Source organism: Catenovulum sp. 2E275 (assembly GCF_025515275.1).
Taxonomy (GTDB): Bacteria; Pseudomonadota; Gammaproteobacteria; order Enterobacterales; family Alteromonadaceae; genus Catenovulum.
Map to the genome: position 1 here is coordinate 72,959 of NZ_JAOPFU010000015.1, position 15,453 is coordinate 88,411.

Sequence of the window (15,453 nt, forward strand, 5' to 3'; positions counted from 1 at the left end):
GATGAATTTGTCATGACAGTGTAGGTAAGGCTTTTTGATTAATATGTCCAATGCTTATTTAATGCCTGCTGAGTTTCATCAGGTGGAAGAAACCATAAAAAACAGCCGTTTTATAACTCAAATTTATCCGGTTCAGTCTGCGCAGCAGGCAAAAGATATTATTAAAGAAGTGAAAGAGCGTTTTCCTGATGCCCGCCATCATTGCAGTGCTTTTGTTGGAGGCGCACCTTATGATTTTAATCAAATGGGCTTTTCAGATGACGGAGAGCCCAGTGGTACAGCGGGAAAGCCCATGTTGGCGGTATTGCAAGGTGCAAAAATCGGCCATATTTTAGCTGTGTCTATTCGTTATTTTGGCGGGGTTAAACTCGGTACTGGTGGTTTGGTTAAAGCTTATGCCGGTGGCGTTAAGTTAGCTTTGAATTCTTTAGTAACCAGTTGGGTGATCCCTAAACAAAAATATACTTTGTTGTGTGATTATCCGCAGTTTGATCAGATCCAATATTGGCTTAACCAAGAGCAAGCCGATATATTAGAGACACAATATTCGGATAAAATCGAATTGCTGCTTGCGCTTACTGACACAAGCAGCGACAATTTGCAGACCAAATTAAATGATCTTCAACTCAGTTTGCAGCCTTTAGAGCAAAAATAACAATATATGAAATATCGCGCGATAACCCGTATTCTCGGCATTCTGGTCGGCATTTTTAGCATATTTATGTTACCACCGGCATTGGTCTCACTTATTTATAAAGACGGTGGGGGTTTAGCGTTTGTTCTGGCATTTGTTGCAACTATTACCGGCGGTTTATGTTTATGGTATCCAAACCGTAATGATCGCAGCGAACTAAAAGCCCGTGAAGGGTTTTTGATTGTAGTTTTATTCTGGAGTGTACTGGGTTTAGTTGGAGCTTTACCTTTTGCGTTTTTAGACGAACCTTCCATTTCAATGGCAAACGCCATTTTTGAAAGCTTTTCAGGCTTAACTACAACCGGGGCAACTGTATTAACTGGGTTAGACTCTTACCCCAAAGCCGTTTTATTTTACCGCCAGCAATTACAATGGTTTGGTGGTATGGGTATTATTGTATTGGCCGTTGCGATTTTACCTATGCTCGGCATTGGTGGCTTGCAGCTTTACCGCGCTGAAATCCCAGGGCCGGTTAAAGATACTAAAGTAACGCCGCGAATTGCAGATACCGCCAAACATTTATGGTTTATTTATTTGTCGTTAACCATTGTTTGCACGCTCGCATATTGGGGCGCTGGAATGACATTTTTTGATGCAATTTGTCATTCATTTTCAACTATTGCGATTGGTGGTTTCTCAACTCATGATGCCAGCATGGGGTACTTTGACAGCGCCTTAATCAACTGGATTTGTATTATCTTTTTAATTATCTCCAGTGTTAATTTCACACTGCATTATGGTGTGCTTAAAAGCCGCTCTATTTTAAATTATTTAAAAGATCCTGAATTTAAAGCTTTTTTATCTATTCAGTTGGTAGTCACTTTAATTACCTTTTGGGTATTGCTCGACCGGCAAGTTTACGACTCTGCCGAAACTGCTTTAAATCAGGCTGCATTTCAGGCTGTTTCAATTAGTACAACCGCAGGTTTTGCGACCGATGCTTTTGCCCAGTGGCCTGTGTTTTTACCTATTTTACTTATTTTCTCCAGTTTTATTGGTGGCTGTGCTGGTTCAACTGGTGGTGGTTTAAAAGTGGTTCGGGTTGTTTTGCTTTATTTACAAGGCGTACGAGAGCTGAATCGTTTAGTTCATCCAAAGGCGGTTTATTCAATTAAGCTGGGTCGCAAAGCTTTACCGGATAAAGTGGTTGATGCGGTATGGGGGTTTTTCTCCGCTTATGCGCTTATTTTTGTCGTGATAATGATCTCGTTAATTGCAACTGGCTTAGATGATTTAACTGCATTTTCGGCAACGGCTGCATGTTTAAATAACTTAGGTCCGGGTTTAGGTGAGGTTGCTGCTCATTTTGGCGATATTCCTGATTCCGCTAAACATATTTTGGTGGTTGCTATGTTATTTGGTCGTCTTGAAATCTTTACCCTGTTAGTTTTATTTACACCAACATTTTGGCGATCTTAGTTGTTATAGTTAACTGATTTAGGAGAGGGTTAAAAATAATTAAAATTTTTTAACCCTGTTTGTCTGCTTCAAACGTTTTGTAGAGGAATAAGATAAATATTCGACAAAACGAGGATATGAAGCATGATCAATACACCAAACTATAACCAGTTTCAGCCAACACTACCATCCATAAAAATCTATTTAACTAAGGTTCAATCATTATTAAAAGCTACGGTTTTTAGCTTAGCCGGATTAGCGATTAGTTTTGCTTTATTTGTTTTAATGCATACATTGACATATAAAGAGTTTTCCGAGCCTCCAGCTACGCCTGAAAGCATTATTATTCCTAATATTGTGGTAGATAAAACACAGCCAAAAGCAAATGAAATAGAAAAGTTACCACCACCGCCCAAGCTTGCCCCACCTCCACAAGTTAAACCTGCTTCGGCAGACAATAATGAATTAACATCCACCAACACTATAAAGTTAGCTCAACTTGAAACACCGCCAGTTGATTTAGGTAATAAATTATTTGCATTACCAGCTAATTCACAAGCTTCGCCTATGTTTAGAATGGAACCTAAATATCCAACCACAGCAGCGATGCAAGGAATAGAAGGTTGGGTAAGGTTAAGTTTTGATATTGGTTTAGCCGGTGAGGTTGAAAATATCAAGGTACTTGATGCTGAGCCAAAACGCGTATTTGATCGGGCGGCAATTGCAGCGCTGAAAAAATGGAAATACAAACCTCAGTTAAAAGAGGGCAGAGCGATTGTTTTGACAGGTCAGAGTGTTGAGCTTAAATTTAATTTAGAGCAAAACTAAGTTTAAACAGCGTTTTATCAATTATCTCAACTGTAGCTTTTAGGACGATTAATGCTGAAACTGCTTAAATTACCATTTTGGCAAACCTCTCAAGTTTCGAGTCACGATGCAATGCTTAAGTTTATTCAAACTCAGGATGCGTCTTGGCTTGAAACATTGGTACACCAACATCAAAACAGTTTATATAAATTTATTGTTCAGCAATCAAACCCTGATTTAGCAGCCGATATTTGTCAGCAGGCTTGGCTTAAATTAATTGAAAAACAATATTTATATTCAGCAGAGCATGAGTTTAAACCTTGGTTATATACTATCGCCCGAAATTTATTATTAGACGAATTTAGGCGGCAAAATAAGTTAATTTTGACTGGAGATGAAGCGATACAACAAGCTGATTTTATTGAGGTGAATAATGAAGAATTAGAGAGTGTGGAACTTGGGTTATATCGCCAAGCTTTATCTAAACTCGCTTTTATTCATAAAGAGAGCTTATTACTTCAGTTGCAGGGATTTTCATTAAACCAAATCAGTGAGATTGTGGGTGAGCCGCAAGAAACAGTTAAAAGCCGGATTAGATATGCTAAACAAACACTTAAACAAATTCTGTTAACTGAATTAAATAAAGTACAGTGAAAACAAGAGTTAAGTTATGAAACCAACAACTCATGAATCTAAATTAAATTCAAAAGTAGATAACTCAGAGTCAGATGAGCAGTTTGAATATGCGCTGTTACGCTTGCAGGCTGACAATGAATCACAGATAAAACCGGATAAAAATTTAACTGAGAATATAATTCGTTCTGTCAATTATAAAGTGGAGCAAAACAATAAAAAATCAGTGAACTGGGGAAGTTGGTTAGCGCTGAGTTGTGCTCTGTTTATTGCGGTTATTTCGGTGAAAATGTTGCAGCCAGAGATAAAACCAAACAATTCTTATATTGAATTAAGCCAATTACAAGTGATTCCGCAACAGAGCAAACCAGAGTTTATTATTAAGCTGGAACAGGATATTGCAAAAAATCGGGCGCAGGTAATTGCGCTTAACCAAAATTTAAAAGAAGAGTTAGCGCGGTTAGATCAAACTTATTTAAATCGTAGTGATAATTTACTTTATAGCCGGATTGCTCAGGTGATGCAAAGTAAAAATGAAAACGCGTTGGTGTTTTGTAAAAATAGCCAGTCTTTTATTTATCAGCCTGCTGCACAAAACAGCAGACAAGTTCAAGTTAACTGGGACAAACTCAGCAGACAAAACCAATTGGTACAAGTTGTATTTGATAAAAATGGCAAAATTGTTGCACTTGTAGCAATCGAGCCAACTGAAAATACCGTAACTTGCCCTGTATAGCTGTTGCTCGCTTTGTTAGTCGATATCAATAATTTAATGATCTTTGTATTAGAAAAATATAGCTGATGGCTGGAATAGCTTTTCTACATCACTTACATATTTCTTTTCAACCAAAAACAGAATGACATGATCGTTTGACTCTATCACTGTATTGTTATGGGCGATGATAACTTCGTCTTTACGCACGATTGCGCCGATAGTCGTGCCGGGTGGTAATTTTATATCTTTAATTGCGCGGCCAACTACTTTTGAGGTTTCTTTGTCGCCATGTGCTATTGCTTCAATAGCTTCGGCTGCGCCACGGCGCAGAGAATATACGTTTACAATATCGCCTTTACGTACATATGTTAACAAGGCTGAGATGGTGGCCTGTTGAGGCGAAATGGCAATATCTATTTCGCCGCCTTGTACTAAATCAACATAAGCGCTGTGTTGAATCAGTACCATTGTTTTTTGTGCGCCTAAACGTTTGGCGAGCATGGCTGACATTATGTTTGCTTCGTCATCATTGGTGACCGCAATAAATACATCAACCTGTTCGATATGTTCTTCGTTTAATAGTTCGGGGTCAGAAGCATCACCACAAAATACAATGGTATTTTCAAGGTGTTCTGATAAATAAGCGGCACGCTCTGGGTTGCGCTCAATTAATTTTACTTTATGGCTGCTTTCAAGTTGCCTTGCTAAACCTTCACCTATGTTACCACCACCAGCGATCATAATTCGGCGGTATGAAGCTTCAAGCTTTTGGAGTTCACTCATTACCGCCCGGATATGTTTGGTTGCGGCAATAAAAAATACTTCGTCGTCGGCTTCTATCACGGTTGTCCCCAAAGGTCGGATAGGTCGCCCCTGACGGTAGATTGCCGCTACTCGGGTTTCTACGTTTGGCATGTGATCGCGCAGCGCAGATAACGCATGACCAACCAGCATACCGCCATAATAAGCTTTTACCGCAACTAAACTGGCTTTACCGCCAGCAAACCCCATTACTTGTAAAGCCCCCGGATAGTCAATTAAGCGTTTAATATATTTGGTGACCAGTTGCTCCGGTGAAATTATATTATCTACCGGCATATCATGGTTGTGAAATAATTGCTGGCGATAACGGGTGTATTGATGTGAGCGAATTCGGGCTATTTTATTAGGGGTATGATACAAAGTGTAAGCAACCTGACAGGCGACCATATTGGTTTCATCACTGTTGGTTACTGCAACCAATAAATCAGCATCTTCGGCACCGGCGCGGCGTAATACATCTGGGTGGCTCGCATGACCAACAATTACCTGAATATCAAACTTATCTTGCAACTCATGAAGCCTAGCTGCGTCGTTATCAACCAGTGTAATATCGTTTTTACTTTTGTGTTCGCCCACTAAGTTTTCAGCGAGTGTTGCACCAACCTGACCTGCACCTAAGATGATTATTTTCATAGCTATATCTAATCTTTATTATTTTGGCTGTTTGATTAAACGTGCGTAATAAAAGCCGTCCATATTTTGGTTGCCCGGTAAAATCTGCCAGCCCGGATCATCACTGGTTTCACTGTCAAATATTGGATCGAGTTTAGCATCCGGCTGCGATTTTAAAAATTGTATGATTTGCTGTTTGTTTTCTTCCGGTAAAACAGAGCATGTTGCATACAGCAGTGTGCCGCCCGGTTTAAGCATTGACCACATATTTTTTAATATTTGTGACTGGAGCTGGCTTAAAGCATTAATGTCTTCATCTTTACGCAAATACAAAATATCTGGGTGGCGACGAATAACTCCGGTTGCAGAGCAAGGCGCATCTAATAAAATGCGGTCATATAATTGTCCGCTCCACCAGTCTTGCTTGCTGGCATCACCCAGTAAAATATTGCAGCTTAAATTGAGCCTTTGCATGGCTTGGCTTACGCGGTTTAATCTGGTTTCTTCTATATCCAGCGCATCACAGTTAGCGGTTTGGGCTATTTCTAAAATATGCGCGGTTTTTCCGCCCGGTGCGGCGCAGGCATCCAAAATATATTCACCATTTTGCGCACCGAGTAAACGGGCTGCCTGCTGAGCTGCTTTATCTTGTACCGAGCAAGCGCCTTCAAAAAACTCTGGTAATAAATCAACTGGGGTTGGTTGAGCTAATAAAATGGTTTCTGCTTGTTTGTCTTCACTAAATGCTATATCAGCTGCGCTAAGCATTTTTTTATAGTCTGCTGCGCTTTGTTTATTTTGATTGATTCGTAACCAAAAGGGCGGTTTTGCTAAATTTTGTTTAACAATTTTTTTCCAGCCTTTAGGATAAGCGGCTTTTAACCTGCGAATCAGCCAGTCGGGATGTGAACTGCTAACTTGAGCCGGTGCGGCGGCTAATTTTTGTTGAAGGCTATGTTGTTCCCTTTGATAACTACGCAAAAGAGCGTTAACTAAACTGGAAAAACCTTCCATCTCCAATTGTTTGCAAGCTTCAACCGTTTCACCTACCGCAGCATGATCGGCGACTCTTTCTTGTTCTAGTTGATATATGCCGACTGCAATTAAATAACGAACTAAATTAAAATCCGGTTTGATTTTGGTATGGGTTAACTGATTAATAAAGTAGTTGTATTGGCTATAATGTCTGAGTACACCATAAACAAAGTCCTGACACTGACCGCGTTGACTCGGGGTTAAACTGTGGCTGTACTGCTCAAAACATTGTCCAAGAGACTGTTGTTTGTCTAATACGGCATAAATGATTTGGGCGCTAATTGCGCGTGTATTTAAGCTCAAAGTTGAGCTCCTTCAATAAACCAGTCTTGACGGGCATTTAAAATATCGCTTACAGGCATCGCTTTTTTACCCGGAATTTGTAGTTGGGTAATATTTAATGCTTGCTCTGCGGTTTGTACTAAAATACCATTTTTATTGGCGGCTAAAATAGTGCCTGGCTTGGCATTGTTTTGACCCGGCATAACTTGTGCCTGATGTACTTTTATTGCTTTATCATCCAATTCAAAATAAGCAACTGGCCAAGGGTTAAACGCTCGAATATTGCGCTCTAGTTGTGCTGCACTATGATTCCAGTCAATTAAAGCTTCTTCTTTGGTTAATTTTTTCGCGTAATTAGCTTGGCTGTCATCTTGTTTAACTGCTGTGCTCGTTTTATTGGCAATTTGAGCAAGTGATTCAAGTAACGCTTGTGGGCCGATTTGCGCTAATTTTTCATATAAACTGGCGGATGTATCATCGCTTTCAATCTCAACTGCTTTAATTAGCAGCATATCGCCGGTATCTAACCCTTCGTCCATTTGCATGATAGTTATGCCGGTTTGTTGATCGCCTGCCCAAATTGAGCGCTGAATAGGTGCTGCTCCACGCCATTTAGGTAATAAAGAACCATGCACATTAATACACCCTAATTTTGGCGTATCTAAAACTGTTTTTGGGAGTAATAAACCGTAAGCAACTACAACCATAATATCTGCATTTAACTCTGCTAACTCTGTTTGAGCTTGCTCTGTTTTAAAATTTTCGGGCTGAAAAACCGGAATATTATGCTCTAACGCGATTTGTTTTACTGCGGATGCCTGTAATTTTTTGCCACGACCGGCTGGTCTGTCCGGCTGGCTATATACAGCAATAACATTATGTTCAGATGAGATAAGTGCAGCCAGATGTCTAGCTGCAAAGTCAGGTGTACCTGCAAAAACGATATTCAGTGACAAAAGCTTTACCTATATTTAATGGGACTTAGCGAGCTAGTTTGGCTTCTTTTTCCAATTTTTTACGGATCATTTGGCGTTTTAATGGCGATAAATAATCTACAAATAATTTGCCGTTTAAATGATCAAGCTCGTGCTGAATACAAATGGCTAATAACCCGTCTGCATCCATAGTGAATTCTTCACCATTTTTATCCAAAGCTTTTACTGTTACTTCGTCTGCTCGCTCTACTTTAGCGTAGACGCCCGGAAAAGATAAACAGCCTTCTTCGTGAACTCTTTCACCGCGCTTTTCAACAATTTCAGGGTTAATAAATACCAAAGGTTCATTTTGTTCTTCACTGCAATCTGCAACAAAAATACGTTCAATTACATCAACCTGAGTAGACGCTAAACCAACACCTTGTGATTCGTACATGGTTTCAATCATGTTTTCACAAATTTGTTTAACAGCATCATTTACGTCAGTTACTTCTTTTGCAACTGTGCGGAGTCTTTCATCCGGATATTTTAAAACTTGATAAATCGCCATAATTTTCTATATGTTTCTATACGTTAATAACTTTTAGCTTATGCTTAACTAAAGCACATTTTAACCTTTTTATTATTGATATGGCTAATAAATCGTATTACAAGGAAGCCAAATGCCTCAGTTAATCCGTATTTTTTGCTTTACTTTAAGCATTATCGGCTTTGCCAGCTTTGCTGATGTTCTAAAATTAAAAGCAGATGCACCAGCTAATTATGTAGTTAAAAAAGGTGATACCTTGTGGGATATTTCTGCGATTTATTTAAATTCCCCTTGGAACTGGCCAAAACTTTGGGGAAATAATTTACAAATTAAAGATCCTCACTGGATCTATCCCGGTGATGTTTTATCTCTGGTATTTGATGTCGAAGGTAATCCTAGATTGGTTGTAAATCAAAATAAAAATAAAAAGCAGGTTAAACTTTCCCCCGAAAAAAGAATTGTTCATAAAAACTTATCTGCTATCGCTACTTTGCCTCTTAATACGATTAAGCCTTATTTAACTAATCATCGGTTAGTGTCTGTAGGTGAATATAATAATGCCGCTATTTTATTGGGCGGTGATAACAAGAATAAAATAAAAATAGAAGGGGATTTGTTATATAGCCAAGGTCAGCTAATTGCCAATGAGTTATATGGTATTTATCGTTTGAGTGCGAACAAGAGTTTACTCGCAGGGCATGATGAGATCCTTGAGGTCGAATTAACAGGAATGGCTCGGGTAATTCATTCTGAAAACTCAATGAGTCGGCTAAAATTGCTCAATAATTTAAAAGAAGTTTTGCAAGGCGATATTTTATTACCGCTCTCAGATGATAAAGCGTTACCGGTTTTGTTTCATTTGAGCGCACCCAAACAAAATGTTGACGCCAAAATTATCGCATCTGCTTCTGAATTTCGCGAATTCAGTAAGCTGGAAGTTGTAGTGATTAATGCTGGTGTAAATCAATTATTAGAAACGGGTAATGTGCTGGGAATATTTCGGCAAAGCCCAAGTATTGCAGTTAAAAATGGTCAGCCCGTTTATTATGAAGATGCCGGATATTTTACTCAGTTATTTTCTAAAGAGCAGACAATGCCGCTTGAAAAAGTCGGTGATTTAGTTGTATTTAAAGTGTATCAAGATGCTAGTTACGCCCTTATTACAGATGCAAATAGACCTCTTAAAATAGGTGATTTAGTCGCCCAACCAGAATAGATAATGATATGAGCAAAGGACTGCAAAACTTAACAGAACATTGGCTGGCATTTAAACAAGTGAAAGGACTTAGGGTTTCACAAATTTTACGTTTGCTGGAATTTAGCTCGCTTGAAAAAATTTATCAAAGCGATAAAACAAGTTTAGCTGGATTAGGGTTTAAGCCGGAGCAAATTCAGCAAATCCAAAATACCGACTTTGAACAACTTCAGCTTTTATTAGACTGGCAGGCAAGTAACCCGCAGCATCATATTATTCATTATCAAAGTGAATTGTATCCTGAACTATTAAAGCAGATTAGTTCGCCTCCACTTATTTTATATGCAATTGGTGATATCACCCTGCTAAACCAGCCACAAATTGCTTTAGTAGGCAGTCGTCATGCTTCTCATTATGGTCAGGACAATGCTTTTCAGTTTGCGAAAGCGCTAGCTCGGCATAATTTGGTGGTAACCAGTGGTTTTGCTGCTGGGATTGATGGCCATGCACACCGAGGTGCGCTCGATGGTGACGGGAAAACCATTGCGGTACTCGGAACTGGCCCTGATGTGATTTACCCAAAACGTAATCAAGCTTTGTATCAGCAAATTTTAGAACAAGGTTTGATGATTTCTGAGTTTATGCCGGGTACTCAGGCTAGAGCACAGCATTTTCCAAGGCGAAACCGGATTATTAGTGGTTTAAGTTATGGTGTGCTGGTGGTTGAGGCTGCATTGCAAAGTGGCTCGTTAATTACAGCTAAATATGCTCTGGAGCAAAATCGGGAGGTTTTTGCTATTCCGGGTAGTATTCATGATCCACGCAGTAAAGGGTGTCATCAGTTAATCCAACAAGGCGCAAAACTCGTACAAGTTATAGATGATTTAATTGAGGAGTTACCTCAGGTCGCTAAAACTATGAATTTCTCACTTTTTTCGCAAAATATTGAAAAAAATACAAAAGAAAACTTCACAAGTCATGAATTGTTGGTTAACTTAGATTATGAGGTGACTTCGATTGATGAGTTGGTCGAAAGGACACAGCAACCCGTCGATTTGGTTTTATCTCAACTTCTGGATCTTGAATTGCAAGGTCTTATTGCAGCTACTTCGGGTGGTTACATTCGATTGAGGAGGGAATAGATATGTTTGATATCCTCATGTATTTGTTTGAGAACTATATTCACAGCGAAACTGAAGTTATGGTTGATCATGACCAGTTAACTGATGAATTGTTGAAAGCTGGCTTTGAGGTCGATGAGATTTATAAAGCACTTAACTGGCTTGAAAAACTCGCAGACTTACAAAACTCTGACACCATTCCCTATTTAACTAAACCATGCCTTAGCCCTTCAGTGCGTATTTATACTGCCGAAGAGCAAACTCGACTCGATCCAAAAAGTCAGGGATTTATTATGTTTTTAGAGCAAATTAATGTGCTTGACATTGAAACCCGTGAAATGGTTATCGACAGGGTGATGGCGCTGGAAACACCTGAATTTTTATTAGATGACCTTAAATGGGTTATTTTAATGGTTCTGTTTAATGTGCCTGGTCATGAAACTGCATATAACCAAATGGAAGAGTTAGTTTTTGACGAACCTGATGGTTTATTACATTAAGCAAACTTGTGGTGTGATTTTGATGATGTTAGTTTGTAAATATGTCGGATAAAACACCTGAATTATTTTCTAATAAAGCTCACGCACTCGATAAAGAGTTTCATACTTGTCCTGAGTGCGGTGGCGAGCTTGTTTTTCGCTCCGGTAAAAAAGGCCCTTTTTTAGGCTGTAGTCAGTATCCCAGTTGTGATTACATTAAACCTTTGTATCAGGAGCAAGCTGAAACCAATAAAATTATTGAAGGTTCTGAGTGTCCTAAATGCCAGCACGAGCTTGCGGTTAAACATGGGCGCTATGGTATTTTTATTGGTTGTACAAATTTCCCTGCCTGTGATTTTGTTGATCATACTGATCAGGAACAAACTCAAAATACGAATATTCAGTGTCCCAAATGCAATAAAGGCGAGTTAACTCAAAGGCAAAACCGATTTGGTAAACTGTTTTATGCCTGTTCTGCTTATCCTGATTGCAACTATGCTTTAAACTTTAAGCCGGTGGCTCATTCTTGTCCTGAATGTGATTGGCCTGTGATGATGGAAAAAACATTGAGAGGGCAAAGTAAGTTGGTTTGCCCGCAAAAAAAATGTGGCCACAAAATCGATCGAGAATAAATTTTAGTTTCAGTAAAGTAACCTGCAAAATCTGTTTGCTTAAGGGTATAATCCCGATACCTTAGTTATCATTGTATTGTATTGTGTTATGTCTGAAAATATCTATTTGCAAGCGGTCGAAGCTTTGAATCAAGGTGGTGTGATTGCTTATCCAACTGAATCTTGTTTTGGACTGGGTTGTGATCCTGATAATCAGCAAGCGGTTAATAAAATTCTTGAACTCAAACAAAGACCGGTTGATAAAGGCGTCATTTTAATTGCCAGTGATTATTCTCAATTAACGCGTTATGTGGATGATAACGCTATTCCGCAGGATAAGCGCTATCATGTTTTTTCACATTGGCCGGGGCCTTTCACCTTGTTATTACCTGTTAAAAAAGGCGTATCTGAATTATTAACTGGTCAATTTAATACTTTGGCGGTTAGGGTAACTGCTCACCCGATTGCTCGTGAATTATGTCGTCAATTTGGTAAACCTATTGTTTCTACCAGCGCTAATTTATCTGGGCAGGACTCACTTAAATCTGCTAATGCGGTTAAATCTGTTTTTCAGTCGCAGGTAGATTATATTTTGGATGGCGCATTAGGTGAGTCCGATAAACCAAGTACAATTATTAACCCGTTAACTCAACAAGTATTTAGATCATGAGCCAAGTAAATATTGAAGACGTAAAAACATTTTTATTAGCCTTACAAGATTCAATTTGTAACGCCTTAGAAAAAGCAGACGGTAGCGCTAAATTTGTCGAAGATGCTTGGGATAGAGCAGAAGGTGGCGGTGGCCGAACCCGAGTATTAACTAACGGCAATGTAATTGAGCAAGGCGGGGTTAATTTCTCTCATGTCTATGGTGATAAAATGCCACCATCGGCAACGGCTCATCGGCCAGAATTAGCTGGACGAAGCTGGCAAGCTTGTGGTGTTTCTCTGGTTATTCATCCAAAAAATCCGCATATACCAACCTCACACGCTAATGTTCGTTTTTTTATTGCTGAAAAAGAGGGTGAAGCACCCGTTTGGTGGTTTGGTGGTGGTTTTGATTTAACTCCTTTTTATCCAGTTGAGGAAGATGTTGTGCATTGGCATCAGACTGCTTTGGATTTATCTAAACCTTTTGGTGATGATGTATACCCTAAATATAAAACATGGTGTGATGAATATTTTTATTTAAAACATAGAGATGAAACCCGAGGCGTAGGTGGACTATTTTTTGATGATTTAAACCAATGGCCGTTTGAAACCTGTTTTGATTATATAAAAGCGGTCGGTTTAGGTTTTATTGATGCTTATATACCAATTATTGAAAAGCGTAAAAATACACAATACACAGAACATCAGCGACAATTCCAGCTTTATCGTCGAGGACGGTATGTTGAGTTTAATCTGGTATTTGATCGCGGCACTTTGTTTGGGTTACAAAGTGGTGGCAGAACAGAATCTATTTTAATGTCTATGCCGCCACTGGCGAGGTGGGAATATAATTATCAACCCGCCGAAGATAGTGCTGAAGCTAAGTTATATGAGCGATACTTAAAACCTCAAAATTGGCTTAATCTGAATTAATCATATGAGTTGCAAGCTGGTAGAAACTTTTTTGCAACTCTTTTTTTAAAGCCGGGTGAGAGACAACTTCGTCTAAAGCTTGGTTCATACATAACATCCACAAGTCACGCTGATGCGGTGTGACTTTAAAAGGCAGATGTCTGGCACGTAATCTTGGGTGTCCATACTTTTCAACAAATAAATCAGGCCCACCTAACCAGCCAGATAAAAATTCAAAAAAGCGCTGCCTGATAGAATCCATAGGTTGCGGATGAATGGCTAATAACTCGGCTGCGTGTGGATCGTTTTCCATAATATCGTAAAAGCGATTCGCTAATTTATTAACCTGACTTTCTCCACCAATTAAGGTATAGGGGGTATTTTGCTGCATATCTGACTTGTTTTTTCGCGTAAATATCTTTTTAATGCCAAACAAAGTTATTTCTCAATTTAAAGATTAGGATTTTCATGGATCAATACAAAGTATATGGTAACCCAATTAAACAAAGTAAATCACCTTTGATTCATGCCGAGTTTGCCAGACAAACTGAGCAAGCTATAGAGTATACCGCACAATTTTCTGAACTTGATGAGTTTGAACAGGACATTGCTAACTTTATAAAAGCCGGTGGCAAAGGTTGTAATGTAACCGTGCCTTTTAAAGAAAGAGCATTTAAATTGGCAGATAAAGTGACTAATAGAGCACAACTAGCTCAGGCTGCTAATACATTAAAATTTTTAGCTGACGGTACAATCGAAGCGGATACGACAGATGGCGCTGGTTTAGTAAATGATTTATTGGCAAATCAAATTCCATTAACGGGCAAATCCATTTTATTAATTGGTGCCGGTGGCGCTGCAAGTGGTGTTATTGAACCTTTATTGGAGCAAGCGCCTGCTCAATTGGTGGTTGCAAACCGAACATTAAATAAAGCTCAACAACTTGCAGATCGGTTTTTGGATAAAGGTAATATCAGTGCGCTTGGGTTTGATGAGTTAAACCAACGTTATGATTTGGTCATTAATTCAACATCGGCAAGTTTATCGAATGAGTTGCCAGATATACCGGCTACAGTATTTACAAAAAGTGGTTTTGCTTATGACATGGTTTATGGTGATAAACCAACCGTATTTGTTGAATGGGCTCGTCAAAATGATGTAAAGCTAGCATTAGATGGTTTAGGTATGCTGGTTGGTCAAGCTGCTGAAAGCTTTTGTATCTGGCGAGGGGTTAAGCCAGAAATTTTATCTGTAGTTGATAAATTACGAAATGGTGAGTTAACAAAGTAACATTTGAATGCAAGCGAGTTAAAAGATGATTACTAAAGGTAATCATCTTTTAACTCAACATAGTTGAGCGCTGACTGTTTTAAAAAGTCAATTTCAGCTTGAGTTAACTTTCTGGCTTGTTTAGCAGGGCTGCCCATATATAAATAACCTGATTCGAGCTTTTTATTGGGAGATACCAAAGAGCCTGCTGCTAACATGACATCGTCTTCTATAATTGCGCCATCTAATACAATCGCCCCCATACCAATTAATACACGGTTACCAATATAACAGCCATGCAGCATTGCTTTATGACCAATTGTTACATCGTCACCAATAATTAATGGGTATCCATCGGGATTTGAACTGGTTTGACGGGTTACATGCAAAATACTCCCGTCTTGAATATTAGTACGTTGGCCTACTTTTATATAATTAACATCGCCTCTGGCTGCCACTAAAGGCCAAACACTGGAATCCTGATCAATAACAATATCACCAATTAAAACTGCACTTTCATCTATGTATGCAGTATTGGCAATTGTCGGAGATATTTTTTTATATGCTCTATGGGTTTTCATATGTTTTAAATATGTAGGGAAAAGGTAGTTATAAGTTAGACACAAAGCCAATAAATAAGCAAGTTGTAGCTTAATTAACCGAACGATTAAAAAAAAGAAATAAATTCAAAAAAAGCGTTGACGGGGTTTGTTTTGTCCCTATAATGCGCCCCCACAACGCAGCGACACGCAG

General features: G+C 38.9%; 18 protein-coding genes. 12 read left to right on the plus strand and 6 right to left on the minus strand.

Translation table 11 applies throughout. The features are described from left to right. The first annotated feature begins 43 nt into the window (after positions 1 to 43). The 5 genes from N7931_RS09500 (at position 44) to N7931_RS09520 (ending at position 4,268) form a co-directional block, all read left to right on the plus strand. Positions 44 to 655 (plus strand): YigZ family protein, encoded by a 612-nt coding sequence (locus N7931_RS09500; RefSeq protein ID WP_262793672.1) that lies wholly within the window; start codon positions 44 to 46, stop codon positions 653 to 655. Between the two features lie 6 nt (positions 656 to 661). After that, the gene (locus N7931_RS09505; RefSeq protein WP_262793650.1) at positions 662 to 2,113 is read left to right on the plus strand and encodes a TrkH family potassium uptake protein; all 1,452 of its coding nucleotides are present in this window, start codon (positions 662 to 664) and stop codon (positions 2,111 to 2,113) included. A 123-nt stretch (positions 2,114 to 2,236) separates the two neighbouring features. Next, a complete protein-coding gene (locus N7931_RS09510; RefSeq protein WP_262793651.1) occupies positions 2,237 to 2,920 on the plus strand; it encodes an energy transducer TonB in 684 nt (227 codons plus the stop codon). A gap of 51 nt (positions 2,921 to 2,971) precedes the next feature. Further along, a complete protein-coding gene (locus N7931_RS09515) occupies positions 2,972 to 3,553 on the plus strand; it encodes a sigma-70 family RNA polymerase sigma factor (RefSeq protein WP_262793653.1) in 582 nt (193 codons plus the stop codon). Positions 3,554 to 3,569: 16 nt separating this feature from the next. Next, positions 3,570 to 4,268 carry a hypothetical protein gene (locus N7931_RS09520; RefSeq protein ID WP_262793654.1) on the plus strand — a complete coding sequence of 233 codons (699 nt, stop codon included), beginning with the start codon at positions 3,570 to 3,572 and terminating at the stop codon, positions 4,266 to 4,268. Between the two features lie 48 nt (positions 4,269 to 4,316). On the opposite strand, the gene trkA is transcribed toward N7931_RS09520, so the two are convergent. Genes trkA through def form a run of 4 tightly spaced genes read right to left on the minus strand, consistent with a single transcriptional unit; the run spans position 4,317 to position 8,483 of the window. Continuing rightward, positions 4,317 to 5,702 carry a Trk system potassium transporter TrkA gene (gene trkA, locus N7931_RS09525; protein ID WP_262793656.1) on the minus strand — a complete coding sequence of 462 codons (1,386 nt, stop codon included), beginning with the start codon at positions 5,700 to 5,702 and terminating at the stop codon, positions 4,317 to 4,319. Between the two features lie 18 nt (positions 5,703 to 5,720). Beyond that, positions 5,721 to 7,019, minus strand: a complete 1,299-nt coding sequence (gene rsmB / locus N7931_RS09530; protein ID WP_262793658.1) for a 16S rRNA (cytosine(967)-C(5))-methyltransferase RsmB — start codon at positions 7,017 to 7,019, stop codon at positions 5,721 to 5,723. Further along, positions 7,016 to 7,954: a methionyl-tRNA formyltransferase gene (fmt, locus tag N7931_RS09535; RefSeq protein WP_262793659.1), complete on the minus strand. Its 939-nt coding sequence runs from the start codon at positions 7,952 to 7,954 to the stop codon at positions 7,016 to 7,018. The genes rsmB and fmt overlap by 4 nt, the downstream gene beginning before the upstream one ends. Positions 7,955 to 7,979: 25 nt before the next feature. Further along, positions 7,980 to 8,483 (minus strand): peptide deformylase, encoded by a 504-nt coding sequence (gene def, locus N7931_RS09540; protein WP_262793660.1) that lies wholly within the window; start codon positions 8,481 to 8,483, stop codon positions 7,980 to 7,982. 112 nt (positions 8,484 to 8,595) lie between these two features. On the opposite strand from def, the gene N7931_RS09545 reads away from it, so the two are divergent. The 6 genes from N7931_RS09545 to hemF all read left to right on the plus strand — a co-directional run bounded on the left by N7931_RS09545 (position 8,596) and on the right by hemF (position 13,452). After that, positions 8,596 to 9,678, plus strand: a complete 1,083-nt coding sequence (locus N7931_RS09545; protein ID WP_262793662.1) for a LysM peptidoglycan-binding domain-containing protein — start codon at positions 8,596 to 8,598, stop codon at positions 9,676 to 9,678. An 8-nt stretch (positions 9,679 to 9,686) separates the two neighbouring features. Beyond that, positions 9,687 to 10,799, plus strand: coding sequence for a DNA-processing protein DprA (gene dprA, locus N7931_RS09550; protein WP_262793663.1), 1,113 nt, complete (start codon positions 9,687 to 9,689; stop codon positions 10,797 to 10,799). Between the two features lie 2 nt (positions 10,800 to 10,801). Beyond that, a complete protein-coding gene (locus N7931_RS09555; protein WP_262793664.1) occupies positions 10,802 to 11,278 on the plus strand; it encodes a DUF494 family protein in 477 nt (158 codons plus the stop codon). Positions 11,279 to 11,319: 41 nt separating this feature from the next. Beyond that, positions 11,320 to 11,889, plus strand: a complete 570-nt coding sequence (locus N7931_RS09560; RefSeq protein ID WP_262793665.1) for a type I DNA topoisomerase — start codon at positions 11,320 to 11,322, stop codon at positions 11,887 to 11,889. Positions 11,890 to 11,977: 88 nt separating this feature from the next. Beyond that, positions 11,978 to 12,538, plus strand: a complete 561-nt coding sequence (locus tag N7931_RS09565; RefSeq protein ID WP_262793666.1) for an L-threonylcarbamoyladenylate synthase — start codon at positions 11,978 to 11,980, stop codon at positions 12,536 to 12,538. Continuing rightward, a complete protein-coding gene (gene hemF / locus N7931_RS09570; RefSeq protein ID WP_262793667.1) occupies positions 12,535 to 13,452 on the plus strand; it encodes an oxygen-dependent coproporphyrinogen oxidase in 918 nt (305 codons plus the stop codon). Before N7931_RS09565 ends, hemF begins: the two co-directional genes overlap by 4 nt. On the opposite strand, the gene N7931_RS09575 is transcribed toward hemF, so the two are convergent. Then, a complete protein-coding gene (locus N7931_RS09575) occupies positions 13,439 to 13,822 on the minus strand; it encodes a group II truncated hemoglobin (RefSeq protein ID WP_262793668.1) in 384 nt (127 codons plus the stop codon). The two genes, hemF and N7931_RS09575, sit on opposite strands and share 14 nt — an antisense overlap. 77 nt (positions 13,823 to 13,899) lie before the next feature. Between N7931_RS09575 and aroE the strand changes: the two genes are divergently transcribed. Continuing rightward, the gene (gene aroE / locus N7931_RS09580; RefSeq protein WP_262793669.1) at positions 13,900 to 14,721 is read left to right on the plus strand and encodes a shikimate dehydrogenase; all 822 of its coding nucleotides are present in this window, start codon (positions 13,900 to 13,902) and stop codon (positions 14,719 to 14,721) included. Positions 14,722 to 14,753: 32 nt separating this feature from the next. Here the strand turns inward: aroE and N7931_RS09585 are convergent, their stop codons facing one another. Beyond that, positions 14,754 to 15,281 (minus strand): gamma carbonic anhydrase family protein, encoded by a 528-nt coding sequence (locus N7931_RS09585; protein ID WP_262793670.1) that lies wholly within the window; start codon positions 15,279 to 15,281, stop codon positions 14,754 to 14,756. Between the last annotated feature and the right edge of the window lie 172 nt (positions 15,282 to 15,453).

Excerpts from the sequence above, each read along its gene's own strand:
- N7931_RS09500 (WP_262793672.1), top strand. The coding sequence starts at position 44 with ATGTCCAATGCTTATTTAATGCCTGCTGAGTTTCATCAGGTGGAAGAA.
- N7931_RS09505 (WP_262793650.1), top strand. The coding sequence starts at position 662 with ATGAAATATCGCGCGATAACCCGTATTCTCGGCATTCTGGTCGGCATT.
- N7931_RS09510 (WP_262793651.1), top strand. The coding sequence starts at position 2,237 with ATGATCAATACACCAAACTATAACCAGTTTCAGCCAACACTACCATCC.
- N7931_RS09515 (WP_262793653.1), top strand. The coding sequence starts at position 2,972 with ATGCTGAAACTGCTTAAATTACCATTTTGGCAAACCTCTCAAGTTTCG.
- N7931_RS09520 (WP_262793654.1), top strand. The coding sequence starts at position 3,570 with ATGAAACCAACAACTCATGAATCTAAATTAAATTCAAAAGTAGATAAC.
- trkA (WP_262793656.1), bottom strand. The coding sequence starts at position 5,702 with ATGAAAATAATCATCTTAGGTGCAGGTCAGGTTGGTGCAACACTCGCT.
- def (WP_262793660.1), bottom strand. The coding sequence starts at position 8,483 with ATGGCGATTTATCAAGTTTTAAAATATCCGGATGAAAGACTCCGCACA.
- N7931_RS09545 (WP_262793662.1), top strand. The coding sequence starts at position 8,596 with ATGCCTCAGTTAATCCGTATTTTTTGCTTTACTTTAAGCATTATCGGC.
- dprA (WP_262793663.1), top strand. The coding sequence starts at position 9,687 with ATGAGCAAAGGACTGCAAAACTTAACAGAACATTGGCTGGCATTTAAA.
- N7931_RS09555 (WP_262793664.1), top strand. The coding sequence starts at position 10,802 with ATGTTTGATATCCTCATGTATTTGTTTGAGAACTATATTCACAGCGAA.
- N7931_RS09560 (WP_262793665.1), top strand. The coding sequence starts at position 11,320 with ATGTCGGATAAAACACCTGAATTATTTTCTAATAAAGCTCACGCACTC.
- N7931_RS09565 (WP_262793666.1), top strand. The coding sequence starts at position 11,978 with ATGTCTGAAAATATCTATTTGCAAGCGGTCGAAGCTTTGAATCAAGGT.
- hemF (WP_262793667.1), top strand. The coding sequence starts at position 12,535 with ATGAGCCAAGTAAATATTGAAGACGTAAAAACATTTTTATTAGCCTTA.
- N7931_RS09575 (WP_262793668.1), bottom strand. The coding sequence starts at position 13,822 with ATGCAGCAAAATACCCCCTATACCTTAATTGGTGGAGAAAGTCAGGTT.
- aroE (WP_262793669.1), top strand. The coding sequence starts at position 13,900 with ATGGATCAATACAAAGTATATGGTAACCCAATTAAACAAAGTAAATCA.
- N7931_RS09585 (WP_262793670.1), bottom strand. The coding sequence starts at position 15,281 with ATGAAAACCCATAGAGCATATAAAAAAATATCTCCGACAATTGCCAAT.